This window comes from Kitasatospora sp. NPDC127035 (genome assembly GCF_042726075.1).
Lineage (GTDB): Bacteria > Actinomycetota > Actinomycetes > Streptomycetales > Streptomycetaceae > Kitasatospora.
In genome coordinates this window covers 37,589-63,453 of the sequence record NZ_JBHXDN010000007.1, presented here as the reverse complement: position 1 = coordinate 63,453, position 25,865 = coordinate 37,589, and the positions used below count along the sequence as shown (strand labels likewise).

29 protein-coding genes and 1 pseudogene are annotated in these 25,865 nt (G+C 72.7%); 17 read left to right on the top strand and 13 right to left on the bottom strand.

The genetic code is table 11. The features are described 5' to 3' along the window. Nucleotides 1-79: 79 nt before the first annotated feature. Nucleotides 80-1,588: a peptide MFS transporter gene (locus ACFWIC_RS06495; RefSeq protein WP_380516413.1), complete on the bottom strand. Its 1,509-nt coding sequence runs from the start codon at nucleotides 1,586-1,588 to the stop codon at nucleotides 80-82. A gap of 330 nt (nucleotides 1,589-1,918) precedes the next feature. On the opposite strand from ACFWIC_RS06495, the gene ACFWIC_RS06490 reads away from it, so the two are divergent. Then, entirely contained in the window at nucleotides 1,919-2,593 is a 675-nt protein-coding gene (locus ACFWIC_RS06490; protein ID WP_030300686.1) for a response regulator transcription factor, read from the top strand. Nucleotides 2,594-2,664: 71 nt separating this feature from the next. Further along, nucleotides 2,665-3,912: an ATP-binding protein gene (locus ACFWIC_RS06485; RefSeq protein ID WP_329882734.1), complete on the top strand. Its 1,248-nt coding sequence runs from the start codon at nucleotides 2,665-2,667 to the stop codon at nucleotides 3,910-3,912. Nucleotides 3,913-3,975: 63 nt separating this feature from the next. On the opposite strand, the pseudogene ACFWIC_RS06480 reads toward ACFWIC_RS06485, so the two are convergent. Together ACFWIC_RS06480 and ACFWIC_RS06475 are read right to left on the bottom strand one after the other, a co-directional pair. Continuing rightward, nucleotides 3,976-4,260: pseudogene (locus ACFWIC_RS06480) on the bottom strand (ester cyclase); the annotation flags it as partial. A 131-nt stretch (nucleotides 4,261-4,391) separates the two neighbouring features. Continuing rightward, the gene (locus ACFWIC_RS06475) at nucleotides 4,392-4,997 is read right to left on the bottom strand and encodes a GtrA family protein (RefSeq protein WP_329882735.1); all 606 of its coding nucleotides are present in this window, start codon (nucleotides 4,995-4,997) and stop codon (nucleotides 4,392-4,394) included. A 241-nt stretch (nucleotides 4,998-5,238) separates the two neighbouring features. On the opposite strand from ACFWIC_RS06475, the gene ACFWIC_RS06470 reads away from it, so the two are divergent. From ACFWIC_RS06470 to ACFWIC_RS06455, 4 genes are all read left to right on the top strand, one after another. After that, nucleotides 5,239-6,396, top strand: a complete 1,158-nt coding sequence (locus tag ACFWIC_RS06470; protein ID WP_329882736.1) for a 5-(carboxyamino)imidazole ribonucleotide synthase — start codon at nucleotides 5,239-5,241, stop codon at nucleotides 6,394-6,396. Beyond that, on the top strand, nucleotides 6,393-6,926 hold the full coding sequence (gene purE, locus ACFWIC_RS06465) for a 5-(carboxyamino)imidazole ribonucleotide mutase (RefSeq protein WP_329882737.1): 534 nt from the start codon (nucleotides 6,393-6,395) through the stop codon (nucleotides 6,924-6,926). Before ACFWIC_RS06470 ends, purE begins: the two co-directional genes overlap by 4 nt. 23 nt (nucleotides 6,927-6,949) lie before the next feature. Further along, entirely contained in the window at nucleotides 6,950-8,182 is a 1,233-nt protein-coding gene (locus tag ACFWIC_RS06460; RefSeq protein WP_380516408.1) for a dipeptidase, read from the top strand. A gap of 191 nt (nucleotides 8,183-8,373) precedes the next feature. Next, nucleotides 8,374-8,793 (top strand): CoA-binding protein, encoded by a 420-nt coding sequence (locus ACFWIC_RS06455; protein WP_329882739.1) that lies wholly within the window; start codon nucleotides 8,374-8,376, stop codon nucleotides 8,791-8,793. Between the two features lie 56 nt (nucleotides 8,794-8,849). On the opposite strand, the gene ACFWIC_RS06450 is transcribed toward ACFWIC_RS06455, so the two are convergent. Beyond that, nucleotides 8,850-9,626, bottom strand: a complete 777-nt coding sequence (locus ACFWIC_RS06450; protein ID WP_329882740.1) for a TIGR04222 domain-containing membrane protein — start codon at nucleotides 9,624-9,626, stop codon at nucleotides 8,850-8,852. Nucleotides 9,627-9,980: 354 nt separating this feature from the next. Between ACFWIC_RS06450 and ACFWIC_RS06445 the strand changes: the two genes are divergently transcribed. Continuing rightward, on the top strand, nucleotides 9,981-10,142 hold the full coding sequence (locus ACFWIC_RS06445; RefSeq protein WP_380361740.1) for a hypothetical protein: 162 nt from the start codon (nucleotides 9,981-9,983) through the stop codon (nucleotides 10,140-10,142). An 87-nt stretch (nucleotides 10,143-10,229) separates the two neighbouring features. Here ACFWIC_RS06445 and ACFWIC_RS06440 read toward each other — a convergent pair whose 3' ends face one another. Beyond that, nucleotides 10,230-11,567 (bottom strand): UDP-glucose/GDP-mannose dehydrogenase family protein, encoded by a 1,338-nt coding sequence (locus tag ACFWIC_RS06440; RefSeq protein ID WP_329882742.1) that lies wholly within the window; start codon nucleotides 11,565-11,567, stop codon nucleotides 10,230-10,232. Between the two features lie 211 nt (nucleotides 11,568-11,778). On the opposite strand from ACFWIC_RS06440, the gene ACFWIC_RS06435 reads away from it, so the two are divergent. The 3 genes from ACFWIC_RS06435 (at nucleotide 11,779) to ACFWIC_RS06425 (ending at nucleotide 15,099) form a co-directional block, all read left to right on the top strand. After that, nucleotides 11,779-13,068 (top strand): LCP family protein, encoded by a 1,290-nt coding sequence (locus ACFWIC_RS06435; protein WP_380516403.1) that lies wholly within the window; start codon nucleotides 11,779-11,781, stop codon nucleotides 13,066-13,068. Between the two features lie 199 nt (nucleotides 13,069-13,267). Then, nucleotides 13,268-14,575, top strand: coding sequence for a beta-ketoacyl-[acyl-carrier-protein] synthase family protein (locus ACFWIC_RS06430; protein WP_380516400.1), 1,308 nt, complete (start codon nucleotides 13,268-13,270; stop codon nucleotides 14,573-14,575). Nucleotides 14,576-14,619: 44 nt separating this feature from the next. Beyond that, nucleotides 14,620-15,099: a GNAT family N-acetyltransferase gene (locus ACFWIC_RS06425; protein WP_355403860.1), complete on the top strand. Its 480-nt coding sequence runs from the start codon at nucleotides 14,620-14,622 to the stop codon at nucleotides 15,097-15,099. 47 nt (nucleotides 15,100-15,146) lie between these two features. Here ACFWIC_RS06425 and ACFWIC_RS06420 read toward each other — a convergent pair whose 3' ends face one another. The 3 genes from ACFWIC_RS06420 to ACFWIC_RS06410 form a co-directional block, all read right to left on the bottom strand. Next, nucleotides 15,147-15,365 carry a DUF397 domain-containing protein gene (locus ACFWIC_RS06420; protein WP_329882746.1) on the bottom strand — a complete coding sequence of 73 codons (219 nt, stop codon included), beginning with the start codon at nucleotides 15,363-15,365 and terminating at the stop codon, nucleotides 15,147-15,149. A gap of 50 nt (nucleotides 15,366-15,415) precedes the next feature. Continuing rightward, a complete protein-coding gene (locus ACFWIC_RS06415; RefSeq protein ID WP_329882747.1) occupies nucleotides 15,416-16,015 on the bottom strand; it encodes a hypothetical protein in 600 nt (199 codons plus the stop codon). A 255-nt stretch (nucleotides 16,016-16,270) separates the two neighbouring features. Continuing rightward, nucleotides 16,271-16,882, bottom strand: a complete 612-nt coding sequence (locus tag ACFWIC_RS06410; RefSeq protein ID WP_380516395.1) for an NAD(P)H-dependent oxidoreductase — start codon at nucleotides 16,880-16,882, stop codon at nucleotides 16,271-16,273. A 63-nt stretch (nucleotides 16,883-16,945) separates the two neighbouring features. On the opposite strand from ACFWIC_RS06410, the gene ACFWIC_RS06405 reads away from it, so the two are divergent. Further along, nucleotides 16,946-17,584: a class I SAM-dependent DNA methyltransferase gene (locus tag ACFWIC_RS06405; RefSeq protein WP_380516392.1), complete on the top strand. Its 639-nt coding sequence runs from the start codon at nucleotides 16,946-16,948 to the stop codon at nucleotides 17,582-17,584. Nucleotides 17,585-17,691: 107 nt separating this feature from the next. Beyond that, the gene (locus ACFWIC_RS06400; RefSeq protein WP_380361750.1) at nucleotides 17,692-18,186 is read left to right on the top strand and encodes a peptidylprolyl isomerase; all 495 of its coding nucleotides are present in this window, start codon (nucleotides 17,692-17,694) and stop codon (nucleotides 18,184-18,186) included. Nucleotides 18,187-18,305: 119 nt separating this feature from the next. On the opposite strand, the gene ACFWIC_RS06395 is transcribed toward ACFWIC_RS06400, so the two are convergent. After that, nucleotides 18,306-18,746: a DoxX family protein gene (locus tag ACFWIC_RS06395; RefSeq protein ID WP_380361752.1), complete on the bottom strand. Its 441-nt coding sequence runs from the start codon at nucleotides 18,744-18,746 to the stop codon at nucleotides 18,306-18,308. A 98-nt stretch (nucleotides 18,747-18,844) separates the two neighbouring features. Between ACFWIC_RS06395 and ACFWIC_RS06390 the strand changes: the two genes are divergently transcribed. After that, nucleotides 18,845-19,423, top strand: coding sequence for a TetR-like C-terminal domain-containing protein (locus ACFWIC_RS06390; RefSeq protein ID WP_329950801.1), 579 nt, complete (start codon nucleotides 18,845-18,847; stop codon nucleotides 19,421-19,423). 115 nt (nucleotides 19,424-19,538) lie between these two features. Here ACFWIC_RS06390 and ACFWIC_RS06385 read toward each other — a convergent pair whose 3' ends face one another. Together ACFWIC_RS06385 and ACFWIC_RS06380 are read right to left on the bottom strand one after the other, a co-directional pair. Then, nucleotides 19,539-20,063, bottom strand: coding sequence for a peptidylprolyl isomerase (locus ACFWIC_RS06385; RefSeq protein ID WP_329950802.1), 525 nt, complete (start codon nucleotides 20,061-20,063; stop codon nucleotides 19,539-19,541). 84 nt (nucleotides 20,064-20,147) lie between these two features. Beyond that, nucleotides 20,148-20,681 carry an NUDIX hydrolase gene (locus ACFWIC_RS06380; RefSeq protein ID WP_380361754.1) on the bottom strand — a complete coding sequence of 178 codons (534 nt, stop codon included), beginning with the start codon at nucleotides 20,679-20,681 and terminating at the stop codon, nucleotides 20,148-20,150. Nucleotides 20,682-20,869: 188 nt separating this feature from the next. Here ACFWIC_RS06380 and ACFWIC_RS06375 point away from each other — a divergent pair, with 188 nt between their 5' ends. Further along, a complete protein-coding gene (locus ACFWIC_RS06375; protein ID WP_329950804.1) occupies nucleotides 20,870-21,490 on the top strand; it encodes a hypothetical protein in 621 nt (206 codons plus the stop codon). Nucleotides 21,491-21,540: 50 nt separating this feature from the next. Here the strand turns inward: ACFWIC_RS06375 and ACFWIC_RS06370 are convergent, their stop codons facing one another. Together ACFWIC_RS06370 and ACFWIC_RS06365 are read right to left on the bottom strand one after the other, a co-directional pair. Next, complete coding sequence (locus ACFWIC_RS06370; protein ID WP_380361758.1) at nucleotides 21,541-22,035, bottom strand: hypothetical protein; 495 nt, start codon at nucleotides 22,033-22,035, stop codon at nucleotides 21,541-21,543. A 48-nt stretch (nucleotides 22,036-22,083) separates the two neighbouring features. After that, nucleotides 22,084-23,487, bottom strand: coding sequence for an LCP family protein (locus ACFWIC_RS06365; protein ID WP_380516385.1), 1,404 nt, complete (start codon nucleotides 23,485-23,487; stop codon nucleotides 22,084-22,086). A 366-nt stretch (nucleotides 23,488-23,853) separates the two neighbouring features. Between ACFWIC_RS06365 and ACFWIC_RS06360 the strand changes: the two genes are divergently transcribed. The 3 genes from ACFWIC_RS06360 to ACFWIC_RS06350 all read left to right on the top strand — a co-directional run bounded on the left by ACFWIC_RS06360 (nucleotide 23,854) and on the right by ACFWIC_RS06350 (nucleotide 25,848). After that, complete coding sequence (locus ACFWIC_RS06360) at nucleotides 23,854-23,940, top strand: putative leader peptide (RefSeq protein WP_355403890.1); 87 nt, start codon at nucleotides 23,854-23,856, stop codon at nucleotides 23,938-23,940. A 185-nt stretch (nucleotides 23,941-24,125) separates the two neighbouring features. Next, the gene (gene ssuE, locus ACFWIC_RS06355; protein ID WP_329882758.1) at nucleotides 24,126-24,680 is read left to right on the top strand and encodes an NADPH-dependent FMN reductase; all 555 of its coding nucleotides are present in this window, start codon (nucleotides 24,126-24,128) and stop codon (nucleotides 24,678-24,680) included. Between the two features lie 379 nt (nucleotides 24,681-25,059). Next, a complete protein-coding gene (locus ACFWIC_RS06350; RefSeq protein ID WP_380361762.1) occupies nucleotides 25,060-25,848 on the top strand; it encodes an ABC transporter ATP-binding protein in 789 nt (262 codons plus the stop codon). Nucleotides 25,849-25,865 lie beyond the last annotated feature (17 nt).

The window sequence follows — 25,865 nt, the reverse complement described above, 5'->3', positions numbered from 1 at the left end:
GGCGACCGGGGCCGGCACGGAGCTCGGGACTCCGCGTCGACCCCGGAGGCAGACGGTCAGGCGGTGCGGCCGGGCGTCGTCAGTGGACGTCGCCCATCAGCCGGACGACCTTCCTGCGGTACATCGCGAGGGCCACGCCGGCGATGATCGCCATGCCGCCCTGGACCGCGAAGTACCAGGTGGATCCGACCACCCCGTCGCCGAGGACGAGCTGGAAGATGGCGGCGACGCAGTCGCCCGCGGTGACCGCGAGGAACCAGACGCCCATCATCTGGCTGGCGTACTTGGCCGGGGCCAGCTTGGTGGTGACGGAGAGGCCCACCGGGGAGAGGGTGAGCTCGCCGACGGTCTGGATCAGGTAGACCATCGCCAGCCAGAGCGGGGTGACCTTGGCCCCGCCGGAGGCGGCGGCCATCGCCAGCATCATGACCATGAACGAGGCGCCGATCATGAGCAGGCCGAAGGCGAACTTCATGGTGGTGCTGGGGTTCTTGGCCCTGCGGGACAGCAGGACCCAGAGCCAGGCGAAGACCGGGGCCAGCGCCATGATGTACAGCGGGTTGAGCGACTGGAACCAGCTGGACGGGAAGTCGAAGCCGAACAGGGTCGACGAGGTGTTGTCCTGGGCGAAGATGTTCAGCGTCGAGCCGGACTGGTCGTAGATCATCCAGAAGACGGCGGCGGCGACGAAGAACCAGATGTAGCCGCTCATCCGGGACTGCTCGGTCTCGTCGAGGTCCTTGTCCTGCTTCACCTTGGCGAAGACGAAGACCGGGAGCGCGATGCCCGCGATCGACAGCGGCCAGATCGCCCAGTTGATGGTGAAGTGGCCGGTCAGCGCGACGACCGCGTAGAAGACGGCGGCCACCGCCAGCCAGAGGCCGGCCTTCTTGAAGATGGCGCTCTTCTCGGCGGGCGAGATCGGCGAGGTCACCACGTCGCTCTTGGCGCTCAGGTGGCGGGTGCCGAGCAGGAACTGGGTGAGGCCCAGGGCCATGCCGACGCCGGCGAGGGCGAAGCCGAGGTGCCAGTCGACCTCCTGGCCGATGGTGCCGATGATCAGCGGGGCGGCGAAGGCACCGAGGTTGATGCCCATGTAGAAGATGGTGAAGCCGCCGTCACGACGCGGGTCGTTGGGACCGTCGTAGAGGTGGCCGACCATCGTCGAGATGTTGGCCTTGAGCAGGCCGGAGCCGACCGCGATGAACGCGAGGCCGGCGAAGAACGACACGCTCGCCGGAAGGGCCAGCATGAAGTGGCCGATCATGATGATCGAGCCACCGAGGGCGACGGTCTTCCGGGCGCCGAGGAAGCGGTCGGCGATCCAGCCGCCCGGGAGAGCCAGCAGGTAGACCATGGCCGTGTACACGCTGTAGACGGCGCTCGCGACGGCGAGCTTCATGCCGAGGCCGCCGTCGGTGACGGAGGCGGTCATGTAGAGCACCAGCAGGGCACGCATGCCGTAGTAGCTGAAGCGCTCCCACATCTCGCTCATGAAGAGCGTGGCGAGGCCCCGGGGGTGCCCGAGGAAGGTCTTGCCGCTGGGAGAGGCCGGCTGTACGCCGGACTCCAGGGTCGTAGACGCCATGTGTAGTGGGTTCCTTGCCTGACAGCGTCCGCCAAGGGGGGTGGCGGCGGACGTGGACGGAACCACTCTACGTGGCGATATTTGGCGTCATCAGCTGACAAAACACGGCAATTAGGTATGCCGATAGCAAAGTCGGCGACAGATTCGCTGGATCTATCCATGGTAGAGCAGCGTTAATTCCTTCAGTTGCAAGATCCAAGAGCAGAATCTTCGCCGAACGACCGGGCCGGGCGTGTCGGTTGAGGCTTGATCGCACTCCGTATAACGATCACGCACTGTGAACTACCTCACGGCCGCAACGGCCGTACCCGGGCGGACTACCATCACCACATGACCTGTGTGCTGCTCGCCGAGGACGACCCGGCGATCTCCGAACCGCTCGCCCGGGCCCTGCGCCGCGAGGGCTACGAGGTGCTCGTCCGGGAGGACGGCCCCTCCGCGCTCGCCGCCGGACTCGGCGAGGAGGTCGACCTCGTCGTCCTCGACCTCGGCCTGCCCGAGATGGACGGGCTGGAGGTCTGCCGCCGGCTGCGTGCCGACGGCCGCAGCTGCCCCGTCCTGGTGCTCACCGCCCGCGCCGACGAGGTCGACACGGTGGTCGGCCTGGATGCCGGCGCCGACGACTACGTCACCAAGCCGTTCCGCCTCGCCGAACTGCTCGCGCGGGTCCGCGCCCTGCTTCGGCGCGGCAACGTCGACCAGCTGACCACCGGGGCGCACGGGGTCAAGATCGACATCGAGTCGCACCGCGCCTGGCTCGGCGAGGAGGAGCTCACCCTCTCCGCCAAGGAGTTCGAGCTGCTGCGGGTCCTGGTGCGCGACGCCGGCCGGGTGGTCACCCGGGAGGAGATCATGCGCCAGGTCTGGGACACCACCTGGTGGACCTCCACCAAGACCCTCGACATGCACATCTCCTGGCTGCGCAAGAAGCTCGGCGACGACGCCGCGAACCCCCGCTACATCGCCACCGTGCGCGGCGTCGGCTTCCGCTTCGAGAAGAACTAGGGCCCGGGGGGCGCGATGCCCCGGCACCCGGGCAGGCACCACCACTTCGCACCACCACGGGGAGCGCCAGCGTGAAACGCCGGATGATCAACTCGCTGCTCGGCGTCGTCCTCGTGGTGGTCGTGGTGTTCTGCGTCCCGCTCGCCCTGGTGGAGAAGCGCACCATCGTCAGCTCCGCCCAGGACCGGGTGGACGCGGCCGCCGTCCGGGTGCTCTCCCTGGTGGAGAACCGGCTGGCGGCCAACGAGCCGGTCACCGGCGACAAGTTCGCCAACCAGGTCTCCGAGGGCCAGTACGTCGAGGTGGACATCCCCGGCCAGTCGACCGTCTCCAGCGGACACCGGCCCGACGGGAACCACCTGCTCAAGGCGGTCGAGCGGGGCGTCAGCGGCGAGACCGTCACCGTCGAGCAGTCCCGGGCCGCCGTCGACCACGAGATCGCCAACATGCTGCTGCTGCTCGGCGTGGTCGCGCTGCTCGCCGTCCAGGCTGCCGTCGCCCTCGCCGTCTGGCAGGCCAAACGGCTCGCCCGCCCCCTCACCGACCTCGCCGAGACCGCCGAACGGCTCGGTTCCGGCGACCCGCGCCCGCGCGACCGCCGCTACGGCGTGCCCGAACTCGACCGGGTCGCGGAGGTCCTCGACGTCAGCGCCGAGCGGATCGCCCGGATGCTCACCGCCGAACGCCGCCTCGCCGCCGACGCCTCCCACCAGCTGCGCACCCCGCTGACCGCACTCTCCATGCGGCTGGAGGAGATCACTGCGCTCGCCGAGGACCCGGACACCGTCAAGGAGGAGGCCACCATCGCCCTCCAGCAGGTCGAGCGGCTCACCGACGTCGTCCAGCGGCTGCTCACCACCCAGCGCGACCCGCGCAGCCCCACCGCCGTGGCCTTCGACCTCGACGACGTCGTCAAGCAGCAGGTGGAGGAGTGGGGCGCGTCGCTGCGCGGCACCGGACGGGTGCTCCAGGTCGAGGGCCTGCACGGGGTGACCGTGGTCGGTACCCCCGGCACGGTCGCCCAGGTGCTGGCCACCCTCATCGAGAACTCGCTGATGCACGGCGCCGGGACGATCACCCTGCGGGTCCGGCCGTCCGGGACGTCGGCGGTGGTCGAGGTGCAGGACGAGGGCCCCGGGGTGCCCGCCGAACTGGGCAACCGGGTCTTCGAACGCGCGGTCAGCGGCCGCAACTCGACCGGGATCGGGCTGGCCGTCGCCCGTGACCTCGCGGAGGCCGACGGCGGCCGGCTGGAGCTGCTCTCGCTGCGGCCCGCGGTGTTCGCACTCTTCCTCGGCCGCAGCCGGCGCGACGTCTAGGCCCGGACGGGGCCTGGCGGGCGGCGGCGGCGACCCGGGGAACGGGGCGGGTCAGAACCGGGCCTCCCGGACCACGTCGAGATCGGTGAACGCGGGCGGCTCGTCGCAGAGCGCGACCATCTCGCGGAAGATCCGGTCCGTCTCCGGCAGCCGGGAGTTGCGCATCGCGTCCTCGTACGACGCGAACTCGACGATCTCCACGACGTGCCGGGGGTCCGACCGGTCGGTGGCCAGCACCGCGTGGTCGACCGTCCGCCGGCCCTCGGTCTGCTCGGCCCAGCGGTCCAGCAGACCGTTGAGCTCGTCCACCCTGTCGGTCCTGCAGTCGATGATCTGGACGAACGCCATGACGAGCCTCCTGGGTTCCCCCTCGGACTCGATCGTTCGCCGGCCGTGCTCGCCCTCGGTCACCACTCTCCTCTTGCCGGAGCGGGTGGGGCAAGCGGAGGAGCGGCACCCGGGCGGGCCGGGTGTGGCCGCTACTCGGCCTTGGCGTACCGGATCTCCTGGGCGGCCAGCATCAGCTCGGCCTGGGCGACCACACCGGCCGCCGGAGCCGTCCCGGCGACGGTCTCGGCCAGCGCCTCGGCCAGGGGCGCGGGCACGGTCCCGGGCGCGGCCGACGGCGCGGTCGTCGACTCGGGGACGGCCTTGAACACCCAGGTCCGGTACGAGACGAAGCGGAACACCGTGCCCAGCGCGAGGCCGGCCACCTTGGCGGCCAGCTGCTCGAAGTGCGAGGAGAACCCGAGCGCGTACACCGTGATGCCGAGCACCCCGGTCTCGATCAGCATGCCGGCGCCGCTGAACACCAGGAAGAGCGTGATCTCGCGCTTGCGCGAGGCGGCGTCGCGGTCCCGGTACAGCCAGTAGCGGTAGCCCAGGTAGTTGGTGGCGATCGCGACCAGCGTGGCGGCGATGTTGGAGCGCAGCGAGGCGAGGTGCAGGCCGTTGAGGCAGACCCAGAAGACGACGAAGTTGACCACCACGCCGCTGAGGCCGACGAGGCCGAACTTCACCACCTCGCCCGACATGCCGCGCAGTTTCTGCGCCAGTGAGGGGTTCGACGCCGTGGTCGTCGCCATACCGGGCTGCCTCCATGTGCCTGCGGACGAAAGGGGCCCGGCGCGTGAACGCGGTCGGCCCCTTGAGCCCTGCGTGCACGCACATGATCGGATCACGCGTACCAGGACCTGGCCGTCCAGGCTACCCGGTTCCGCCGATCGGCTCAGCCCCTCCGTACGGTATCGAAGGGCCCCGAACCGTAGACGCCCCGACTGCCGGAGCGGTTCCACACCCTCCGACCGGCCCGGATATCCTGGCGGGGTGACTTCTCCGGGCAATGCGAATTTTCCAGTGGTCGGCATGATCGGAGGCGGGCAGCTGGCCCGCATGGCGCACCAGGCGGGTATCCCGCTCGGGATCCGGTTCAAGCTCCTCGCCGACACTCCCCAGGACTCGGCCGCGCAGGTCGTCTCCGACACCGTCCTCGGTGACTACCGCGACCTCGACACCCTGCGCCGCTTCGCGGCCGGCTGCGACGTGATCACCTTCGACCACGAGCACGTGCCGACCGAGCACCTGCGGGCCCTGCAGGCCGACGGCATCGCCGTCCGGCCGGGCCCGGAGGCGCTGGTCAACGCCCAGGACAAGGGCGTGATGCGGGCGACGCTCGACTCCATCGGCGTGCCCTGCCCGCGGCACCGGCTCGTCGCCGACCCGGCCGACGTGACCGCGTTCGCGGCGGAGGGCGCCGGCTACCCGGTCGTCCTGAAGACCGTGCGCGGCGGCTACGACGGCAAGGGGGTCTGGGTCGTCGACGACGAGACGGAGGCCGCGGCCCCGTTCCGGGCCGGCGTCCCGGTGCTCGCCGAGGAGAAGGTCGACTTCGTCCGCGAGCTGGCCGCCAACGTGGTCCGCTCGCCCAGCGGCCAGGCGGTCGCCTACCCGGTGGTGGAGAGCGTCCAGGAGAACGGCGTCTGCGCCGAGGTCACCGCCCCCGCGCCCGACCTCGACCCGGCCCTGTCCGACGAGGCCCAGCAGCTGGCCCTGCGGATCGCCGGCGAGCTGGACATCACCGGCCACCTGGCGGTCGAGCTGTTCCAGACCCGGGACGGCAGGATCCTGGTCAACGAGCTGGCCATGCGCCCGCACAACTCCGGCCACTGGACCCAGGACGGCGCGGTCACGTCGCAGTTCGAGAACCACCTGCGGGCCGTCCTCGACCTGCCGCTCGGCGACCCCCGCCCGCGCGCCCGGTGGACCGTGATGGTCAACGTCCTCGGCGGCGACTACCCGGACATGTACCACGCCTTCCTGCACTGCATGGCCCGCGATCCCGGCCTGCGGATCCACATGTACGGCAAGGACGTGAAGCCCGGCCGCAAGGTCGGCCACGTCAACGTCTTCGGGGACGACCTCGACGACGTCCGTGAGCGCGCCCGTCACGCGGCCGCCTACCTGCGAGGAACGATCACCGAATGACCTCCCCCACCGCGCCCCTGATCGGCATCGTCATGGGCTCCGACTCCGACTGGCCCGTGATGGAGGCCGCCGCCCAGGCCCTCGACGAGTTCGAGATCCCCTACGAGGTCGACGTCGTCTCGGCGCACCGGATGCCCCGCGAGATGGTGGCGTACGGCGAGAGCGCCCACGGGCGCGGGCTGAAGGCGATCATCGCCGGGGCCGGCGGCGCCGCCCACCTGCCGGGCATGCTCGCCTCCGTCACCCCGCTGCCGGTGATCGGCGTGCCGGTGCCGCTGCGCTACCTGGACGGCATGGACAGCCTGCTGTCGATCGTGCAGATGCCGGCCGGCGTGCCGGTGGCCACCGTCTCGGTGGCGGGCGCGCGCAACGCGGGCCTGCTGGCGGTGCGGATGCTGGCCGCGTTCGACTCGGAGCTGGCCGAGAAGATGACGGACTTCCAGGCCGAGCTGAACAACCAGGCGACCGAGAAGGGCCGGAAGCTTCGGGCCAAGGTGGCGGGTTCCCCCTCCTTCGGCTTTGGGAAGTAGGCAAATCGGATACAACAGCTCGTATGACCTCTGAGCTGCTGGATCCCTCCGCCTCCACCGCCTCCCCGGCCCTGCTGGAGCGCGCCGGAGCCGTCCTCCGCGACACCCCCGTGGTCGACGGTCACAACGACCTCCCGTGGGCGATGCGCGAGCAGGTCGGCTACGACCTCGACGCGCTCGACCTGGCGGCCGACCAGAGCGCCCGTCTGCACACCGACCTCGCCCGCCTCACCGCGGGCGGGGTCGGCGCGCAGTTCTGGTCCGTCTACGTCCCCTCCCGGCTCGCCGGGGACCACGCCGTCAGCGCGACCCTGGAGCAGATCGACTTCGTCCACGCCCTGGTCGACCGCTTCCCCGACCGGCTGCGGCTCGCCGTCACCGCCGACGACCTCGAAGCCGCGCGCGCCGAGGGCCGGATCGCCTCCCTGATGGGCGCCGAGGGCGGCCACTCCATCGACTGCTCGCTCGCCACCCTGCGCGCGCTGTACGCGCTCGGCGTCCGGTACCTGACGCTCACCCACAACGACAACACCCCGTGGGCCGACTCGGCCACCGACAAGGCGGTCGCCGGCGGCCTCACCGCCTTCGGCGAGGAGGTCGTCCGGGAGATGAACCGGCTCGGCATGCTGGTCGACCTCTCGCACGTCTCCGCCGACACCATGCGCGACGCCCTGCGGGTCGCCGAGGCGCCGGTGATCTTCTCGCACTCCTCCGCCCGCGGGGTCTGCGACCACCCGCGCAACATCCCGGACGACGTGCTCGGCCTGCTCCCCGGCAACGGCGGCGTGGCGATGGCCACCTTCGTGCCGAAGTTCATCCTGCCCGCCGCCATCGACTGGACCCTCGCCGCCGACGAGAACATGGCCGCCCACGGCTTCGACCACCTCGACACGACGCCCGCGGGCATGGCCTGCCAGCGTGCGTTCGAGGAGACCTACCCGCGTCCGATCGCCACCGCGTCCACCGTCGCCGACCACCTCGACCACATGCGCGAGGTCGCCGGCATCGACCACATCGGCATCGGCGGCGACTTCGACGGCACCGCCTTCCTCCCGTCCGGCCTCGACGACGTCGCCGGCTACCCGAACCTGATCGCCGAGCTCCTGCGCCGCAGCTGGTCGGAGACCGACCTCGGGAAGCTGACCTGGCACAACGCGGTCCGCGTCCTGCGCGACGCCGAGGCCGCCGGTGCCCGGCTGCGCGCGGCCGGCCGGACGCCGTCGATCGCCACCATCGGGCAGCTCGACGGCTCCTGACCCCGCGCCGGGCCCGAGCACGTGCCCGGGAGCCGGGTCCTGGCGGGTCCGCCCGCCGGGCCCGGCTCCCGGGCGTCCGCGAGCGGGAATGACCCGGCGCCGGGCTGCGCTGGGCATGACGAGGCCCCGGCGCCCGGAGCGCCGGGTACAGCCCGAGAGCACCGGCACAGCGGGACACGAGGAGGCACGGCATGTACGGCGACCCGGAGACGGTCCGCAGGATCCTGACCGAGACGGGCGACACCTGGGCCGTCGTCGGCCTCTCGTCCAACCGGCGGCGCGCGGCCTACGGGGTGGCCGAGGTGCTCCAGCGCTTCGGCAAGCGGATCGTGCCCGTGCACCCGAAGGCGGAGACGGTGCACGGCGAGCAGGGGTACGCCTCCCTCGCGGAGATCCCCTTCGAGGTCGACGTGGTCGACGTCTTCGTCAACTCCGACCTCGCCGGGCCGGTCGTGGACGAGGCCGCGGCCATCGGCGCCAAGGCCGTCTGGTTCCAGCTCGGCGTGATCGACGAGGGCGCGTACGAGCGGGCGCGCGCCGGCGGGCTGGAGATGGTGATGGACAGGTGCCCCGCCATCGAGATCCCGAGGCTCGGCCCGGCCACCCGTTAGGCCCTGTCCGGCCCTGACCTTCCGGCCCTGACCTTCCTGCCCCGGTCGTCCGGCCCCTACCGGGCGGTCCCGGGCGGGACGTAGGTGGCCGCCCCGGCCGTCGCCAGCGGGTGGTCCGGCGGGAGCGCGGCGAGCCCGCCGAGCGCGACGAGGACGGCGGGGGAGTCCCCCGCGGAGGAGGACCGGGCCCGCGCCAGCACCTTCCGGCCGAGCTCGGTGGTGCGGCTCGGCCGGGGCCGCGGCCACAGGGCGACGGCGAGGGCCGCCGCGAGCACGACCCCGAAGCCCACCTGGACCAGTCGCACCGGACCCTCGTGCAGATCCGCCTGCCAGAGTGCGACCGCCCCTGCCAGCCCGACCAGGACCGGCGCGAAGGGCGCCGACTGGTAACCGGCCCGCGCCTTCGCGTACAGCCGCTGGTCCCGGAGCAGACCGGACGCCACCAGGCGGTCGTGGAGCTCCGCGGACGCCTCGGAGAGCTGCCACCCGGAGAGCCGCCGGTCGTCGAGCAGGTCGGCCAGGCCGCGGGTCCGGGTCGGGCCGACGGCGAGGACCACGGTGGCCTCGGCGGGCACCTCGATCTCGGCGGCGGTGGCCGGATCGGTGACGGTGACCGTGCCCGAGCGGGACGCCGTCAGCCGGCCCTCCTGGTGCATCACGGCGATCGCGGTCTCGGCCAGGTGTTCCGCCAGGTAGGCGAGTTCGTAGGGGCCCGTGGTGAAGCCCGAGCGCCTCGGGGTCCGTTCGGCCCGGCGGAGGGCCGCCACGGCCGTGGCGGCCCTGAACACGTTGTAGCCCACCACCACGACGGAGGCGATGAACAGGACGGTCACGGCTCCCACGGCACCCCCGCTCCGAGGCGGCCCGGCCGGCCACCGCCTCCACAGTGTGGGAGCGGTGACGGCCCGGCACAAGGCGGCCGACCTGGCGACGGTGGCCCGCTACGCGCGGGACCACCGGGGCATCGACTTCGCCTCGGTCCAGCCGGTCAACGAGCCAGGCCTGGACCGGGGGTACAAGCCGTTGATGAACACCATCCAGGAGGGGGCTGCCTCTACACGAACGCCGGGCACCCCGACGCGGTCGCCGCGTACGACGGCGTCAACCACAAGCTGGTCATCGTCGCCGCCAACTACCAGAACGCGCAGTGGCTCACCTTCGACCTGTCCCGGTTCAGCGGGCCCGGGGTGGAGGGCGCCCTCGTCAAGCGCTGGGTCACCGGCGTCGGTGACGGCGACGGCCAGCGCTACCGGTACTACGAGGACACCCTGATCCAGGGCGGCCGTTTCTGGTCGGGCTGTGGTGCGCTGAGCGTCCAGACGTTCGAGGTCTCGGACGTCTACCTGTAGCAGCAGCGGGTGCCCCGTCCGGATGCGGGCGGGCGCCGATCGGGCACTGACCGGCGGCCCACTGACCGGGGCGCCGTCCCGGTCGGGTCAGCTCGGGCGGCCGAGGGCCCGGTAGGTCCAGCCGGCGGCACGCCAGGCGTCGGCGTCGAGCACGTTGCGGCCGTCCAGGAGGCGGCGCTCGGCGACCACCGCGCCCAGTTCGGCGGGGTCGAGCTCGCGGAACTCCTGCCACTCGGTGAGGTGCAGGACGACGTGCGCGCCCTCGGCGGCCTCCAGCGGCGAGCCGGCGTACGTCAGGCCGGGGAACATCTTGCGGGCGTTGTCCATCGCCTTGGGGTCGTAGACGGTGACCTGTGCGCCCTGCAGCTGGATCTGGGCGGCGACGTTGAGCGCGGGGGAGTCCCGGATGTCGTCGGAGTTGGGCTTGAACGCGGCGCCGAGGACGGCGACCCGGCGGCCCAGGAAGCCACCGACGCACTGCTCGCGGGCCAGCTCGACCATCCGGGAGCGGCGGCGCATGTTGATCGAGTCGACCTCGCGGAGGAAGGTCAGCGCCTGATCGGCGCCCAGCTCGCCGGCCCGGGCCATGAACGCCCGGATGTCCTTCGGCAGGCAGCCGCCGCCGAAGCCGAGACCGGAGTTGAGGAACTTGCCGCCGATCCGCTCGTCCAGCGCGAGCGCCTTGCTCAGCTGGGTGACGTCGGCTCCGGCCGCCTCGCAGACCTCCGCCATCGCGTTGATGAAGGAGATCTTGGTGGCGAGGAAGGAGTTGGCGGCGGTCTTCACCAGCTCGGCGGTGGCGTAGTCGGTGACCAGGAACGGAACCCCGGCGGCGATCGGCTCCGCGTACACCTGGCGCAGCAGCTGCTCGGCGCGGCCGTCGCGGGTGCCGATCACGATCCGGTCCGGGCGCAGGGTGTCCTGGACGGCGAAGCCCTCACGGAGGAACTCCGGGTTCCAGGCCAGTTCGGCGGCCTCGCCGACCGGTGCCTGTGCGGCCAGCCGCTCGGCCAGCCGGCTCGCCGAACCGACCGGGACGGTGGACTTGCCGACCACCAGCACCGGGCGGGTCAGGTGCGGCGCGAGCGCGTCGACGGCCGCGTCGACGTACGACATGTCGGCGGCGAACTCGCCCTTGCGCTGCGGGGTGTTGACGCAGACGAAGTGCACGTCGCCGAACTCGGCAGCCTCCTTCGCGGAGGTGGTGAACCGCAGTCGGCCGGTCGAACCCTCGTGTCCCGCCACGTGCTTGAGCAGGAGCTCGGAGAGGCCCGGCTCGTACATCGGCACCTGGCCCGCGGTCAGGGTGGCGATCTTCTCCGGGTCGATGTCCAGGCCCAGCACCTCGAAGCCGAACTCCGCCATGGCGGCGGCGTGGGTGGCACCGAGATAGCCGGTGCCGATCACGGAGATGCGGAGGGTCACGGTTTCCCCTTCGGAACGAGCTGAGGGTGACGGTCCCGGTGGGGGCCGCGCCCACCGATGCTATCCGGCCGCACGAGCCGGGCCCATGCCGTCCCGTGTGACCTCCGGTTTCGGCCGCCGCAGCCTCACTTTCCGGGCAGGGGGCGCGCACGCGGGCGCGGGCTCGGCGGAAACCCCGCGCGGCGACTGTGACCGGCGGCACAATGCGCGCATGGTGGCGGATGGCGAACGGGTGGACGGCCGGACGGACGACGAAGTGACGGGCGGGGCGGGGGCGGAGCGTCCGGGGGAGGTGCGGGCCCCGTCCGGGCTGAGCCTGTTCGAGCCGCGCGCCGGGTCCACCGCCCCGCCGACCGGTCCCCCCGGCCCCGGTCCCGACGCCCGGGACCCTGATGCCCGGGAGGCTGACGCGTCCGCCTCCGGTCCCGAGAGCCCCGAGAACCCTGAGAGCCCCGAGACTCCCGAGCCGCCGGCCCGACGCCGCCGTACCCGGCGCGTCCTGCTCTGGACGCTCTCCATGCTGCTGGTCCTCGTCGTCGGCGGGTGCGGCGCCCTGTACTGGACCGCCGAGCACTACGCCTCCTCCGTCCACCGGATCCCGGACGCCTTCCCCACCGCGCCGGAGTCCGCCCAGCCCCGGCCGGTCCCGGCGAGCGGCCTCAACCTGCTGCTGGTGGGCCTGGACGCCCGCTCCGACGCCCCGACCACCGGCAGCGCCGCCAAGGGCCCGGCCTGGCAGGCGGGTGCGGCCCGCAGCGACACCATGATGCTGCTGCACCTCTCCGACGACCGCCGCTCCGCCACCCTGGTCTCGCTCCCCCGCGACACCTGGGTGCCGATCCCCGGCCACGGCGAAGCCAAGCTGAACGCCGCCTACTCCTGGGGCGGCCCGGCGCTGATGACCGAGACCGTGCAGAACCTCACCGGCATCCGTATCGACCACGTCGCCGTGATCGACTGGAACGGCTTCCGCGCGCTGACCGACGCCGTCGGCGGCGTGGACATCACCGTCCCGCGCACCATCGAGGGCGTCGGCGAGGCCCGGGCCTGGGAGGCCGGTACCCGCCACATGGACGGCGCGCAGGCGCTGCTCTACGTCCGCGAGCGCTACGGCCTCCCCGGCGGCGACCTCGACCGCACCAAGCGCCAGCAGAACTTCCTGCGCGCGCTGATGCTGAAGGTCATGGACTCCGGCACGCTGACCAGCCCGTCCAGGCTCGGCGGCCTGCTGGGCACGGTCGGCGAGGTGGTCGGGGTCGACGACCGGCTCTCCAACACCGACCTGTACCAGCTCGCCTGGAGCCTGCGATCGTTGCGCGCCGACGACGTGCGGTTCATGAACGCGCCCTTCGGCGGCTTCGACACCCGGGACGGGCAGAGCGTCGTGCTGCTGGACGAAGGCCCGGCCGCCCAGCTCTGGGAGGCGGTGCGCAACGACCGGACGGCGCAGTACTTCCAGGAGCACCGGACCGGCGACCTCCTCGGGACGGACGTCGACTGACCTCCGCCGGCCGTGGGGGCATCCGTGCCGATGTGGAGGATTCTGACAAACTCCCACCGGTCGAATCGGTCGGCTTGCGCGCCTGAACACCCGTCACGACCGTGACAGTGTGGCTGAAGAGGCGAGAGCGACCCGCATCCATCAATGTGGCGGGTTGTGTCGACCTCACAACACTCACCACAACCACGGAGCGTCCTGGATGGGTACCGACAACCACCGCGACCACGCCGACCGCACTAGCCACGCCGACCGCACCGGCCGTGCCGATCGCACCGGCCGTGCCGCCGGCCTCGTCGCCGAGCCGGTCCTCGTCACCGGCCTCGGCGCCACGACCCCGCTCGGCGGCGACGTCGCCTCGACCTGGGCCGCGATGCTGGCCGGCGACTCGGGGATCCGCCCGATCGAGGCGGAGTGGGCGTCCGGTCTGCCCGTCCGGATCGCCGGGCAGCTCGCCGTCGAGCCGTCCGGGGTGCTGGACCGGGTGCAGGCCCGGCGGCTGGACCGCTGCCAGCAGGTCGCACTGATCGCCGCCCGTGAGGCGTGGGCCGACGCGGGGGCGCCCGAGGTGGACGGCGAGCGGCTGGCCGTGGTGATCGGCACCGGCACCGGCGGGGCCCTCACCATGCTCGGCCAGGACGACGTCCTGGAGGCCGCCGGGGTCCGGAAGGTCTCGCCGCACACCGTGCCGATGCTGATGGCCAACGGTCCGGCGGCCTGGGTGTCGATCGAACTGGGCGCGCGGGCCGGCGCGCACACCCCGGTGAGCGCCTGCGCGTCCGGTGCGGAGGCGATCGCGCTCGGTCTGGACCTGATCCGGCTCGGCCGGGCCGACGTGGTGGTGGCCGGCGGCGCCGAGGCGTGCATCTGTCCGCTGCCGCTGGCCGGGTTCGCCCAGGCCCGGGCCCATTCGACCCGCAACGACGAGCCCGGGCGGGCCTCCCGGCCGTTCGACGTCGGCCGCGACGGCTTCGTGATCGGCGAGGGCGCGGCGGTCGTCGTCCTGGAGCGGGCCGGCTTCGCCGCCGCCCGCAGGGCCCGCGCCCATGCCACCCTCGCCGGCGCGGCGGTCACCTCGGACGCCCACCACATCACCGGGGCCGCCGCCGAGGGGCAGGTCCGGGCGATGCGCCGGGCGGTGGCCGAGGCCGGGCTCTCGCCCCGGGACGTCGCCCACGTGCACGCCCACGCCACCTCCACCCCGCTGGGCGACCTGGTCGAGGCGGCGTCCGTCCTGGAGGCGATCGGGAGGCACCCGGTGGTGACCGCCACCAAGTCGATGACCGGTCACCTCTTCGGCGCGGCCGGGGCGGTGGGGGCGCTCGCCGCCGTACTGGCCCTGCGTGACGGGGTGGTGCCGGCCACCCGCAACCTGGAGGTGCCGGACCCGGCGGTCGAGCTGGACGTGGTCGCCGGCGCCCCGCGCCGGGGGTGGCTGACCGCCGCGCTCACCAACTCCTTCGGGTTCGGTGGGCACAACGCGTCGCTGGTGTTCACGCCGGCGCCGTGAAATCCGGGCGACGGCCCGGGGAGCCGCTCACTAGGGTGGCCGCCATGTCTACGTCATCACCGTCGCTGCGCCTGGAACCGATCACCCCGCAGAACATCGACGCGGCACTGGAACTGAAGGTCCGCCCCGACCAGGAGCGCTTCGTCTCGCCGGTGGCCAAGTCGCTGGCCGAGGCCTACGCGCACGGGGAGATCGCCTGGCCCCGGCTGATCCTCGACGGCGACCGGCTGGTCGGGTTCGTGATGGCCTTCTTCGACGTCACCTTCCACCCGGACCGGCCCGGCGAGCTCCCGCGCTCCGGTCTGTGGCGGCTCAACATCGCCGCGGACACCCAGGGCCGGGGCTACGGCCGGTTCGCGGTCGCGCAGGTCGGCGAGGAGATCCGGCGGCGCGGCGGCAGCAGGGTCACCGTCACCTACGTGCCGGACGACGACGGGCCCGGCGGGTTCTACGCGAAGCTCGGCTTCCGGCCGACCGGCGAGTTCAGCGGGGACCAGGCCGTCGCGGAGCTGGACCTCGTCTGACGGCGGGCGGGCCCGACCGCCCCGGCCCCCGGGCCGGGTGCCGGCCCTCAGACCAGGTGGTCGAACTCGCCCGCCTTCACGCCCAGGATGAAGGCGCGCAGCTTCGCCTTGCTGGTGGTGACGACGAGCGCGGGGGCGTCCGACTCGCGGAGCCGGATCAGGTCCCCGTCGGCGGCGATCTCCAGGCAGGGCACGGGCGCGTCGGGGTCGAGTGTCCCCTTCTGCCAGTGCAGCGGCTCGGCGTCCGGCGTCGTGTCGTTCTCCATGGGGGCAGGCTACCGGGCGTCCGCCGGGCGGCCCGCCCCCACGGCCGTATTCAGCCGATCAGCAGGAACTTGGTGGACGGTACGCCCTGGATGTGGCTGCAGTCCCAGTTCTGGGTGGTGGCGCTGTAGGTGAAGCCGTTCGGGACCTGGCACGCCCAGAGGCCGTTGACCGGCTTGCGCAGCCGGAAGGTCGTGGCCTGGGTCCCCTGGTTGAGGCTGCACCCGCTCGTGTAGGTGATCAGGTCGTAGGTGAAGGCGGGGGTGCCCATGCAGGCGGTGAGGCCGTCGTACGGTGTCCGCAGGCGGTACGCGTTGGAGGTCACGCCGGGCTGCTGGCTGCAGGCGCTGCCCCAGGTGATGGCGTCGTAGACGAAGCCGGGCGCGCTGGTACAGGCGGTCAGGCCGTCGACGGGGGTGCGCAGGTGGAACTGCGGCGCGTTCCAGCTGCCGGAGCTGCAGGTCCGGTTCATGGACACCTGGTCGTAGGTGTACCCGGACGGGACGGAGCAGGCCCAGGCGCCGTCCAGCCCGGTCGTGGTGGCCGAGGCGGTGGTCGCGGCGGCGGCGCCGGAGAGCAGCAGCGCCAGGGCGGCGAAGGCGGCGAGCAGCAGGCGCACGGGGGCGCGGCGGGGGGCGTGTGCGGTGAACATGGGTCTCCCTTGTTGGGTGGCCGGGGTTGCACGGAATCGCACGGGTGACGCAGGTGGCACGGGTGGCACGACGCGCCACGGACGGGCGCGGGGTTGCGCGGTGACGCGGTGGTGCCGGGGTGCGGTGCAGGGTGAGCGTTCACACCCGATGCCGGTTCTAGCACGCCCGCGCACACCGGTACCCGGACGTCCCGGTCCGGACGGTCACTCCCCGGTCCGCCGTCTACGCGCGACGCACGGTTCCTCCGGCCGGCCTCAGCCGATCAGCGCCGCGGCCTCCTGCCGCGCCTGGCGGAGCCACTGCGCGCGGACGTCGCCGGACGAGTCCGTCACGGTGCGGAACACCCGCCGGCGCACGTCGGTGACGCCCACGTACGGCAGGACGCAGGCCGCCCAGATCCGTTGCAGCGGATCCCCGAACTCCTCGCGTTCGCGGTCCTCCGGGGTGTCCGAGGTGTTCAGCACCAGTGCCCGTCCGGCCCGCAGCAGCCCGACCGGCTCGCCGTCCGCCGTGCCCAGCTTGTAGGCCACTCCCGGGACGAGCACCCGTTGCACCCAGCCGGTGAGCACGGCGGGCGGCATGCCCCACCAGTTCGGGTGGATCAGGACCAGCGCGTCCAGGGCGGCCACCTCGGCCCGGTGGAGGGCGAGTAGGGGATCACCGGGCCCCGGCCGCTGCGGCCCGTGCTCGGCCACGGTCTCCGTCTCCTCGGGGGTCAGCAGCGGGGAGAACCCCTCCGCGTACAGGTCGTGCGCGACGACCTCGCAGCCGCGCCGTTCCCGCAGCTCGTCGACGACGGCCCCGAACAGCGCGTGGTTGAAGCTGCCCGTCCGAGGGTGCGCCAGATAGACCCCGATCCGCATCATGTCCCTTTTCCCCTAGGCCGGTTGTTTCTGGCGGCGATGCTAGCCCCGATAGGGTCGGGGACCATGACCGAACCGGAGTTCCTGACCGCGGCCCGGGCGTTCTACGACGCGGTGGCCGTCGACTACGCCGACCGCTACCGCGACGAGCTGGCGGCCGAGCCGCTGGACCGGGCGATGCTGGCGGCCTTCGCCGAGCTGGTGGGCGACGGCCGGGCGGTCGAACTCGGCTGCGGACCGGGCCGAGTGACCGATCACCTGGCCCGGCTGGGCCTGGACGTCTCGGGCCTCGACCTCTCCCCGCGCATGGTCGAGGTGGCCCGGGCCACCTATCCCGGGCTCCGGTTCGAGGTCGGCTCGTTGCTGGAACTCCCCTACGCCGACGGCGAGCTGGCCGGAGCGGTGGCCTGGTACTCGATCATCCACACCCCGGAGGAGCACCTGCCCCGGGTCTTCGCCGAGTTCCACCGCGTCCTCGCGCCCGGCGGCCACCTCCTGCTGGCCTTCCAGGTCGGCGACCGGCCGCTCCGTGTCGACCGGCCGTTCGGCCACCCGGTGGTCCTGGACTTCCGCCGCCGGCAGCCCGACCACGTCACGGCACTGGCCGCCGGGGCGGGCCTGACGGTCACCACCCGCCTGGTCCGCGAGCCGGTGGGCGAGGACAAGACCGCGCAGGCGTTCCTGCTCGCGCACAGGCCGGGCTGAGGCACGGCCCGTGGACCGGCCCGGGGCGCGTCGCCCTCCCCGTCGCGGCGTGCCCGGGCTTCGGGGGGTGTCGCGCGCCCGGGCGCGCGACATGCCATGATCCCTGCATGGGTTCCAACGTTTACTTCGACATCACCATCGACGACAAGCCGGCCGGCCGCATCGTCTTCACGCTCTTCGACGACATCGTCCCGAAGACCGCCCAGAACTTCCGCGAGCTGGCCACCGGCCAGCACGGCTTCGGCTACGCGGGCTCGTCGTTCCACCGCGTCATCCCGGACTTCATGCTCCAGGGCGGCGACTTCACCCGTGGCGACGGCACCGGTGGCAAGAGCATCTACGGCGAGAAGTTCGCGGACGAGAACTTCCAGCTCAAGCACACCAAGCCGGGCCAGCTCTCGATGGCCAACGCGGGCAAGAACACCAACGGCTCGCAGTTCTTCATCACCACCATCGTGACCGACTGGCTGGACGGCAAGCACGTCGTCTTCGGCGAGGTCGTCGAGGGCCTGGACCTGGTGAAGAAGATCGAGGCGCTCGGTTCGCGCAGCGGCCGCCCGTCGGCCAAGGTCACCATCGCCGCTTCCGGCATCGTGGAGTAGGGGCCGGTCCCTTTCACCGCACTCGGACGCGGCCCGCACCATGCGGGCCGCGTCCGCGCTTTTTCCGGGCCGGCCGGGGCGGCCTGGCCGTGCGGCCCCGGCGGGCCCCGCCCGGCCCGTCAGACGGCTGCGGCGACGGCTGCGGCGACGAAGAGCACCTGGAGCGCGGTGCGGGCGGGCAGCGGGGTGACCGGCCTCCCCGCGAGGGTCAGGCGGTGGCGGGCCGCGTGGACGTTGGCCGGGAACATCGCGAGCATCAGCAGGGCGAGTCCGGCGGCGGCGAAGGGCGCGAGCGGGGGCACCAGGAGTCCGGCGGCGCCGGCCAGCTCCAGCGCGCCGGTGACGGTGACGAGCAGCGCGGGGGCGGGGAGCGCCGGCGGGACCATCGCGACGAACTGGCGGCGCCAGGACGGGACGAAGTGCGGCACGCCGGTGGTGACGAACATCAGCGCCAGGGCGCCGCGGACGGCGGGCTGCCAGGCGTCGAGGCCGTCGACGGCGATCAGGCCGAGCAGGCGGAGGACGGCGAAGCCGCCGACGAGCGCGATCAGGGGGGCCATGGTCGGACTCCAATCTTGTCACTGGAAAGATTGCCCCCCGGAGGTAATCTTGTCAATGACTAGATAAGGTGGGGGGATCACCCAGGAGAGGAACGGACATGGCGACGACCGACCAGGAACGACCGGGCTACCACCACGGGAACCTGCGGCGGGCGGTACTGGACGCCGCGCTGGCCGCCGTCGCCGAGTCCGGGCCGTCGGGGTGGAGCCTGCGCGAGCTGGCACGGCGGGCGGGGGTGTCGCACGCCGCGCCGGCGCACCACTTCGGCGACAAGGCGGGCGTGCTGACCGCGGTGGCGGCGGAGGGGTTCGAGCTGTTCGCGGACAGCCTGGAGCGCGCGGCGGGGGACCCGTTCGGGGCGGGGGTGGCGTACGTGCGGTTCGCGGTCGACCACCGGGCGTACTTCGAGGTGATGTTCCGGCCGGAGCTGTACCGGGCGGACGACCCGGAGATGGCCGCGGCGAGGGAGCGGGCGGGCGCGGTGCTGGCGGCGAGTGGCCGGAAGCTGTCGCCGTCGGGGGGCGCGGACCGGCTGTCGACGATCGCGGCCTGGTCGCTGGCGCACGGCTTCGCCGCCCTCTGGCTGAACGGCGCCCTGCCGGAGAGCCGGGGCGAGGCGGACGTCGAGGAGTTGGCGCGGGCGGTGCTGGAGCTGGTGTTCGCCCGCCCGGCGTAGGGGGCGGGAAGCGGGAGGCCGGACGGGTCGGCCCCCGCTCCGGAGCCTTCGGCGGGCCGCCCGCGCGCCGTCGAGCGCGAAGTCGAGTGCGTCGTCGCGCGGCGACGGTACGACGTCAGCGGCGCTCGATCACGACCGACTCGACGACCACGGCGTCGAGCGGGAGGTCGCCCGGGCCGGTGGGGGTGGCGGCGACGGAGTCGACGACCTTCCGGCCGGCCTCGTCGGCGACCTCGCCGAAGATGGTGTGCTTGCGGTTCAGGTGCGGGGTCGCGCGGACGGTGATGAAGAACTGGGAGCCGTTGGAGTTGGGGCCCGAGTTGGCCATCGCCAGCAGGTAGGGCTTGGTGAAGAAGAGCTCGGGGTGGAACTCGTCCGGGAACGAGTAGCCGGGACCGCCGGTGCCGGTGCCGAGCGGATCGCCGCCCTGGATCATGAAGCCGGGGATGACCCGGTGGAACGTGGTGCCGTCGTAGAGCCGGGCGGTGCTCGGCTCCCCGGTCGCCGGATCGGTCCACTCCCGGGCGCCCTCGGCGAGTTCGACGAAGTTGCGCACGGTCTTCGGGGTGTGGAACTGGAAGAGCTTGACGGTGATGTCACCGTGGTTGGTCTTGAGGACGGCGTACAGCTGCTCGGCCACGGGATGCCTCCGGGAGTGGTGGGGAAACGTCCGCCCGATCCTGCCACGGCCCGGTGGCCCTCCGGCGAGCTCCGCTGGATCGGCCTACAGCAACCCGAGGTGGTCCAGGCCCAGGTAGGCCGGCCCGACGTCGGTGAGCAGCCCGCGCCGCAGCACGGTGGCCCTGAACTCCTCCAGCGGCATCGTTACGACCTCGATGAACTCGTCCCGGTCGGGCGCCGGTCGGGACGCGGGGGTGCAGTCGGTGGCGACGAAGGCGTAGCGGCGGGCGTTGGAGTAGGCGTCGTGCCAGGCGGCGGCCGCGAGTTCGACGGTGCCCCGGTAGCCGGTCTCCTCGGCGAGTTCGCGGGACGCGGCGTGCTCCGGCGCCTCGCCGGGTTCCACCACGCCGCCCGGCAGCTCGTACAGCAGGGCCTGCGGGCCGGGCCTGAACTGCCTGGTCAGGAGGATCCGCCGGTCCGGGGTCAGGGCGACGACGGTGGCGGCCGAGTACTCGTTCGCGAGGTGGTAGACGCCCTCGCGGCCGTCCGGGAGGGCGAAGGTCACCCGGTCCGTGCCGCGTCCGTACGCGCTGTGGATCGGCTCCCGGTGGAGCTCCCGCCAGTGTGCGTCGCCCATTCGGGACCGACCTCCTCCACGTGGTGTGCACGCGCAGAATAGCCGCGCACCGACCGGTTCGGGCGGGTTCGTCGGAATCACGGATCGCGACCGTCCGTGCACCGTAGGCTGCCCTGGCGCGGGTGGATCACCGGTTCCGGGGTGCCCGCTGCCGACCAACTCAGCTCTCCGGCAAGGTGGTTCCACCCATGAGTCAGTCGAGTCGACGCAGGGACGACGCCGAGGTGACGTTCGAGCAGGTGACCGTCCTGTCCTTCGAGGCGCACAGGGGCACCCGTGTCGACCGCCAGGGCCGCGTGCTGCTCGTCGACGAGCCGGCGAACCTGACCCGCATCCCGGTGCGGATCGTGCGCGAGGGCATGACGCTCAAACGGGTCGCCGGCTACTGGGTCACCTGGGCGGAGTGGTTCGGGCCGGACGACATCCGCAACCACGCCCGCTGGGTGCCCGAGGAGGAGTACGTCCGCCCGGGCGAGGGCAGCGTCGAGGGCCGGTTGGACGTCAAGGTGGCCGCCTACTGGGCCTGTGACCGGGGGGACGGCCGGGCGCGGATCCGGACCAGCGAGACGGTGATCGCCTTCCGGCCCGGCGAGACCCTCCGCGAGCTCGTCCTGGAGCGCCCCGAGCCGCACCACCCGGCCACCCTCGTGGTGCACCTGGCGGATGCCTGGTGGACCGGCGGCGCCGGTGGGCCGGAGATCCACTACGGGTTCGCCGGCGAGACGGAGGGGTGCGACGGGGAGGGCGAGCCGGTCCAGCGGTACGCGGAGTGCGCCACGGGCCACCTCCGGCAGATCGTCGTCCCCTGATCGGTCCGGTCCGGTCCGGTCCGCGCCGCCGGGTCACCGGGCGCCGGCGCCTAGGGTCCCGTCACCGCCGCCACCGCCTGCGGCGCCACGCGCGGTCGCTCACCGTCCCATCCCGCCCGCGTCCCCACCTTGTGGGCGGGGGCGCCGGCCCAGACCTCGCCCGGGCCGGTGGAACGGGTGAGCACCGCGTTGGCGCCGACGACGGTGCCCGCCCCCACGGTCAGCACGCCCTCCTTGCAGACCACCTTGGCGCCCGCGCAGAGCACCGCGCCGTCCTCGACCACCACGCGGCGCATCGGGCTCAGCTCCTGCGGCACCCACGGGTCGGCCCGGCCGACGGTCACGCCGTTGTACAGCGTCACGCCCGAGCCGAGCGTGGTGTACGGGTGCAGGACGGTGCCGAAGCCGCGGTGGAAGACGACCAGGCCGGGCCCGATCTCGGCGGCGGCCGGCACCTCCATCCCGTAGACGGCGAGCGCCTCCTGGACCAGGCGGCCCAGGAGGCGGTGACGGCGGCGGTAGATCAGCGCGGTGACGAGAGACATCCACCCATTGTGTCGGGAGCGTTACACGGCGTCACGCAGGACCCGCGGTCACTTGACCTCGGGCACGGCCGTGTCGTTCTTGAAGGCCTCGAAGACCTGCTTCGCCTTGGCGGTGTCCCACTTGACCGCCGACTCCCCGGTGCTGGTCCTGAAGTCCGGGTTGGCGATCGGCACGGTGATGCTCTTGCCGCTGCCGCCGTTGACGTCCTTCATGGCGAGGAACAGCGAGCCGAGGTCGGTCAGTCCGGCGTCCTCGTCGACGATCAGGGTGCCGAGGCCGGAGGAGACCAGCGGGTAGAAGGTGAACGGGTTGAGCACCGTGGCGGGGGAGGCCGCCTGCTTGGCCAGGGCGCCGAGGAACTGCTGCTGGTTGCGCATCCGGCCGAGGTCCTGGTCGGCCATCTGGTGGCGCTGGCGGACGAAGGCCAGCGACTGGGTGCCGCTGAGGGTCTGGCAGCCGGCCTTGAGGTCGAGGCCGGAGTCCTTGTCCTTGACGTCCTGCTCGATGCACATGTCCACGCCGCCGACCGAGTCGACGATGCCCACGAAGCCGGCGAAGCCGATCTCGGCGTAGTGGTCGATGCGGATGCCGGTGTTCATCTCGACGGTCTGCGCCAGCAGCTTCCCGCCGCCCAGCGCGAAGGCCGAATTGATCTTCGCGGGAGCGGACTTGACGGTCTTGCCGTTGTCGCCCGGGTGGTCCGGGATCGGCACCCACGAGTCGCGCGGGATGCTCATCAGGGTGTTCCCGTTCTCCCCGACGTGCAGGACCATCATCGAGTCACTGCGCTTGCCGCCCGCGTGACCGGTGTGAAGGTCCTCCTCCTGGGAGTCGGAGAGGCCGTTGCGGCTGTCGGAACCGACGATCAGCCAGTTGGTGCCCTTGCCCGCGGCGGGGCGGCCGGGGTAGTCGGCGAGCACGTTCTCGTGGTTGAGCTTGGAGTCCGCCCAGAACCAGGTGGAGACGGTCGTGACCATCAGCGCGATCAGGACGCCGAAGACCGACCACTTGACGATCCGGCGCCGCGGCCAACGCGACGGACGGGCGGCCGAGGGCGGCTGGGAGCCGCCGGGGGTTATCGGCCCCCCGGGTGCGCCGGGGCCGCCGGGCGTCCCCTGCGGGGGTACCCCCGGTCGCCCGTCGGGCTGCCCGTACTGCTGCGGCCGGCCGTAGCCCTGGGCCGGCCCGTACCCGGGCGGCTGCGGCTGCGGCTGACCGCCGCCCGGCCGCCCGCCGCCCGCCGGCTGCCCGTACTGCTGGGGCGGGGACTGCGGCGGCTGCGGCTGCCGGGGCGCCGGGGCGCCCGGGCCGCGCGGGTTCATCGAGGAGGGCAGCGGCGGCTCGGCCTGGGCGCCGCCACCGCTCTGCCCGTACGCGCCGCCACCGCCACCGTTGCCGCTGCCGTACGAGTTCCCGCCGCCACCGGGGCGGCCCTCCTGCCACGTGTTCATGTGGGAGAGGATGCCCGACGCCGGGTGCGGTGACTCCCCCCGGGGCCCTCACCAGGACCCTTGTAGCAGTTTTGATGCACGCGCCGGATCGTTCCGCGGCAAGGTCCCGGACGGGCGTACGCGGGGTGCCCGGCCCGCCACCGCACGCCACCGCCGCGCCGCGCACCGGTCGTTCGCCCGCCATGCACCGTCCGGCCCCGCCGCGCCGTCCTCCGCGGGGCCCGCCGAGCCGCTCGCGGGGCGTCCGCCGCACAGCCCGCGGGGCCTCCGGGCCGCCACCCGCCGCACCTGCCGTCTCACCATCCGTCTCACCTGGTGTTCGGCTGCCGGGACGATCCTTGACCGTCCGGAACGCTGCGTGTTTGCATGAATGCCATGGATCAGCGATGGACCCTCACGCGTCGGCGTCACGTCGACCTTCTGCGTGTGTCCTGTTCGCTCTGTTGTGGCTGACGCTCGACCGTCGAACCCGCCACTCCCTCCTCTTCTCCCCCTTCTCGACGCTGCCCGCGCAGCGCGCTGACCGCTGCCCCGCCCGGCCCGCCGTCCGTCCGGCCCGCCGCCGGGCCGGTGGGTCCGACGCCGCCGAGGTGCCGTGCCGCCCGCAGTTCCGCCCGCTTCCTCCCCGAGGTGAACCCATGGCCACCGTCCTGTCCGTCTCCGGCTCCCCGTCCGCCACCTCCCGCACCACCCGCCTGCTGCGCCACGTGGACGCACAGCTGGAGTCGCGCGGCCACCGCGTCGTCCCCTTCGAGGTGCGCAGCCTCCCGGCGCACGCCCTGCTCACCGCCGACTTCTCGCATCCGGAGATAGTGGCCGCCCTGGAGCTGTTCGCCGAGGCCGACGGCGTGGTGATCGGCACCCCGGTCTACAAGGCCGCCTACTCGGGCCTGCTCAAGACGCTGCTCGACGTGCTGCCGCAGTTCGCGCTCCGGGACAAGGCCGTCCTGCCGCTCGCCACCGGCGGCTCCACCGCGCACGTGCTGGCGGTGGACTACGCGCTGCGTCCGGTGCTCAGCTCGATGGGGGCGGGTCACATCACCCAGGGCTGGTTCGTGCTCGACCGCCACATCACCGTCCGGGAGGACGGCGCCACCGTGATCGAGCGTGAGACGGACGTGCTGCTCCGCCCGGTGGTGGACGGGTTCGCCACCGCGCTGGAGCGGCTCGCCACGCCGGTCCTGGCCTCCTGACCGGGCGTCCCGGGCCGCCCCCCGCGGCCGGTGCGGATGCGAACCGAAACGGGATGACCGAGCGTCAGAAGCGTTCCCGTACGGGCCCACCCTGAGGTGGGGCGCGGCTACCCCTAGGGGGAGGGGTGCCGCGCCCCGTACAACTACGGTTGGGCCTCTTCCTCCCGTCGGATGACGAGGACGGTGGGCCCCGACTCCTAACGTGGTTCCTGTCCCCACCCGTCCGAAACGGGCCCGCCTCTGTCGGGTCCGGGCTTCCGGTACACCGGGAGGGTGGGGCTAACTCCCGGTCAAGAACTATCCCCTGCGCGATGTCGCAGGGCAGGTGGTGAGGACGAGGCTGGGGGCAACGGGTGGGCCCACTTCTTAGGAGACGCACGTGACGACGGCAGCAGCAGCCGTGTACGACCCCCAGCTTCCCGGCGGTGCCCCTGCCGCCGCCGCCTCGGCGCGTCAGGTGACCAAGGCCTACGGTTCGGGCGAGACCAGGGTCACCGCGCTGGACGCGGTCGACGTCGACATCCAGCGCGGCCGGTTCACCGCGATCATGGGGCCCTCGGGCTCCGGCAAGTCGACCCTGATGCACTGCCTGGCCGGGCTGGACACGGTCACCGAGGGACGCATCTGGATCGGTGACACCGAGATCACCGGCCTGAAGGACAAGCAGCTCACCAAGCTGCGCCGGGACAAGATCGGCTTCATCTTCCAGGCGTTCAACCTGCTCCCGACACTGAACGCGCTGGAGAACATCACGCTCCCGATGGACATCGCCGGGCGCAAGCCGGACGCCGCCTGGCTCGACCGGGTGGTGGAGACCGTCGGCCTGGCGGACCGCCTCAAGCACCGCCCGACCCAGCTCTCCGGCGGCCAGCAGCAGCGCGTCGCGGTGGCCCGGGCGCTGGCCGCCCGCCCGGAGATCATCTTCGGGGACGAGCCCACCGGAAACCTCGACTCCCGTTCCGGCGCCGAGGTGCTCTCCTTCCTGCGCCGCTCGGTCGACGAGCTGGGCCAGACCATCGTCATGGTCACCCACGACCCGGTCGCCGCCGGCTACGCGGACCGCGTGCTCTTCCTCGCCGACGGCGTGATCGTCGACGAGATGTACGCCCCGACCGCTGATTCCGTCCTGGAGCGCATGCGCCGCTTCGACGGCAAGCGCACCAGCTGAGCGCGGGGGACACCGGA

Bases quoted from the DNA above. Each gene is read 5' to 3' on its own strand.
- ACFWIC_RS06495 (WP_380516413.1), bottom strand. From the start codon at position 1,588: ATGGCGTCTACGACCCTGGAGTCCGGCGTACAGCCGGCCTCTCCCAGC.
- ACFWIC_RS06490 (WP_030300686.1), top strand. From the start codon at position 1,919: ATGACCTGTGTGCTGCTCGCCGAGGACGACCCGGCGATCTCCGAACCG.
- ACFWIC_RS06475 (WP_329882735.1), bottom strand. From the start codon at position 4,997: ATGGCGACGACCACGGCGTCGAACCCCTCACTGGCGCAGAAACTGCGC.
- purE (WP_329882737.1), top strand. From the start codon at position 6,393: ATGACCTCCCCCACCGCGCCCCTGATCGGCATCGTCATGGGCTCCGAC.
- ACFWIC_RS06460 (WP_380516408.1), top strand. From the start codon at position 6,950: ATGACCTCTGAGCTGCTGGATCCCTCCGCCTCCACCGCCTCCCCGGCC.
- ACFWIC_RS06455 (WP_329882739.1), top strand. From the start codon at position 8,374: ATGTACGGCGACCCGGAGACGGTCCGCAGGATCCTGACCGAGACGGGC.
- ACFWIC_RS06435 (WP_380516403.1), top strand. From the start codon at position 11,779: ATGGTGGCGGATGGCGAACGGGTGGACGGCCGGACGGACGACGAAGTG.
- ACFWIC_RS06430 (WP_380516400.1), top strand. From the start codon at position 13,268: ATGGGTACCGACAACCACCGCGACCACGCCGACCGCACTAGCCACGCC.
- ACFWIC_RS06425 (WP_355403860.1), top strand. From the start codon at position 14,620: ATGTCTACGTCATCACCGTCGCTGCGCCTGGAACCGATCACCCCGCAG.
- ACFWIC_RS06420 (WP_329882746.1), bottom strand. From the start codon at position 15,365: ATGGAGAACGACACGACGCCGGACGCCGAGCCGCTGCACTGGCAGAAG.
- ACFWIC_RS06415 (WP_329882747.1), bottom strand. From the start codon at position 16,015: ATGTTCACCGCACACGCCCCCCGCCGCGCCCCCGTGCGCCTGCTGCTC.
- ACFWIC_RS06410 (WP_380516395.1), bottom strand. From the start codon at position 16,882: ATGATGCGGATCGGGGTCTATCTGGCGCACCCTCGGACGGGCAGCTTC.
- ACFWIC_RS06405 (WP_380516392.1), top strand. From the start codon at position 16,946: ATGACCGAACCGGAGTTCCTGACCGCGGCCCGGGCGTTCTACGACGCG.
- ACFWIC_RS06400 (WP_380361750.1), top strand. From the start codon at position 17,692: ATGGGTTCCAACGTTTACTTCGACATCACCATCGACGACAAGCCGGCC.
- ACFWIC_RS06395 (WP_380361752.1), bottom strand. From the start codon at position 18,746: ATGGCCCCCCTGATCGCGCTCGTCGGCGGCTTCGCCGTCCTCCGCCTG.
- ACFWIC_RS06390 (WP_329950801.1), top strand. From the start codon at position 18,845: ATGGCGACGACCGACCAGGAACGACCGGGCTACCACCACGGGAACCTG.
- ACFWIC_RS06380 (WP_380361754.1), bottom strand. From the start codon at position 20,681: ATGGGCGACGCACACTGGCGGGAGCTCCACCGGGAGCCGATCCACAGC.
- ACFWIC_RS06375 (WP_329950804.1), top strand. From the start codon at position 20,870: ATGAGTCAGTCGAGTCGACGCAGGGACGACGCCGAGGTGACGTTCGAG.
- ACFWIC_RS06370 (WP_380361758.1), bottom strand. From the start codon at position 22,035: ATGTCTCTCGTCACCGCGCTGATCTACCGCCGCCGTCACCGCCTCCTG.
- ACFWIC_RS06365 (WP_380516385.1), bottom strand. From the start codon at position 23,487: ATGAACACGTGGCAGGAGGGCCGCCCCGGTGGCGGCGGGAACTCGTAC.
- ACFWIC_RS06360 (WP_355403890.1), top strand. From the start codon at position 23,854: ATGAATGCCATGGATCAGCGATGGACCCTCACGCGTCGGCGTCACGTC.
- ssuE (WP_329882758.1), top strand. From the start codon at position 24,126: ATGGCCACCGTCCTGTCCGTCTCCGGCTCCCCGTCCGCCACCTCCCGC.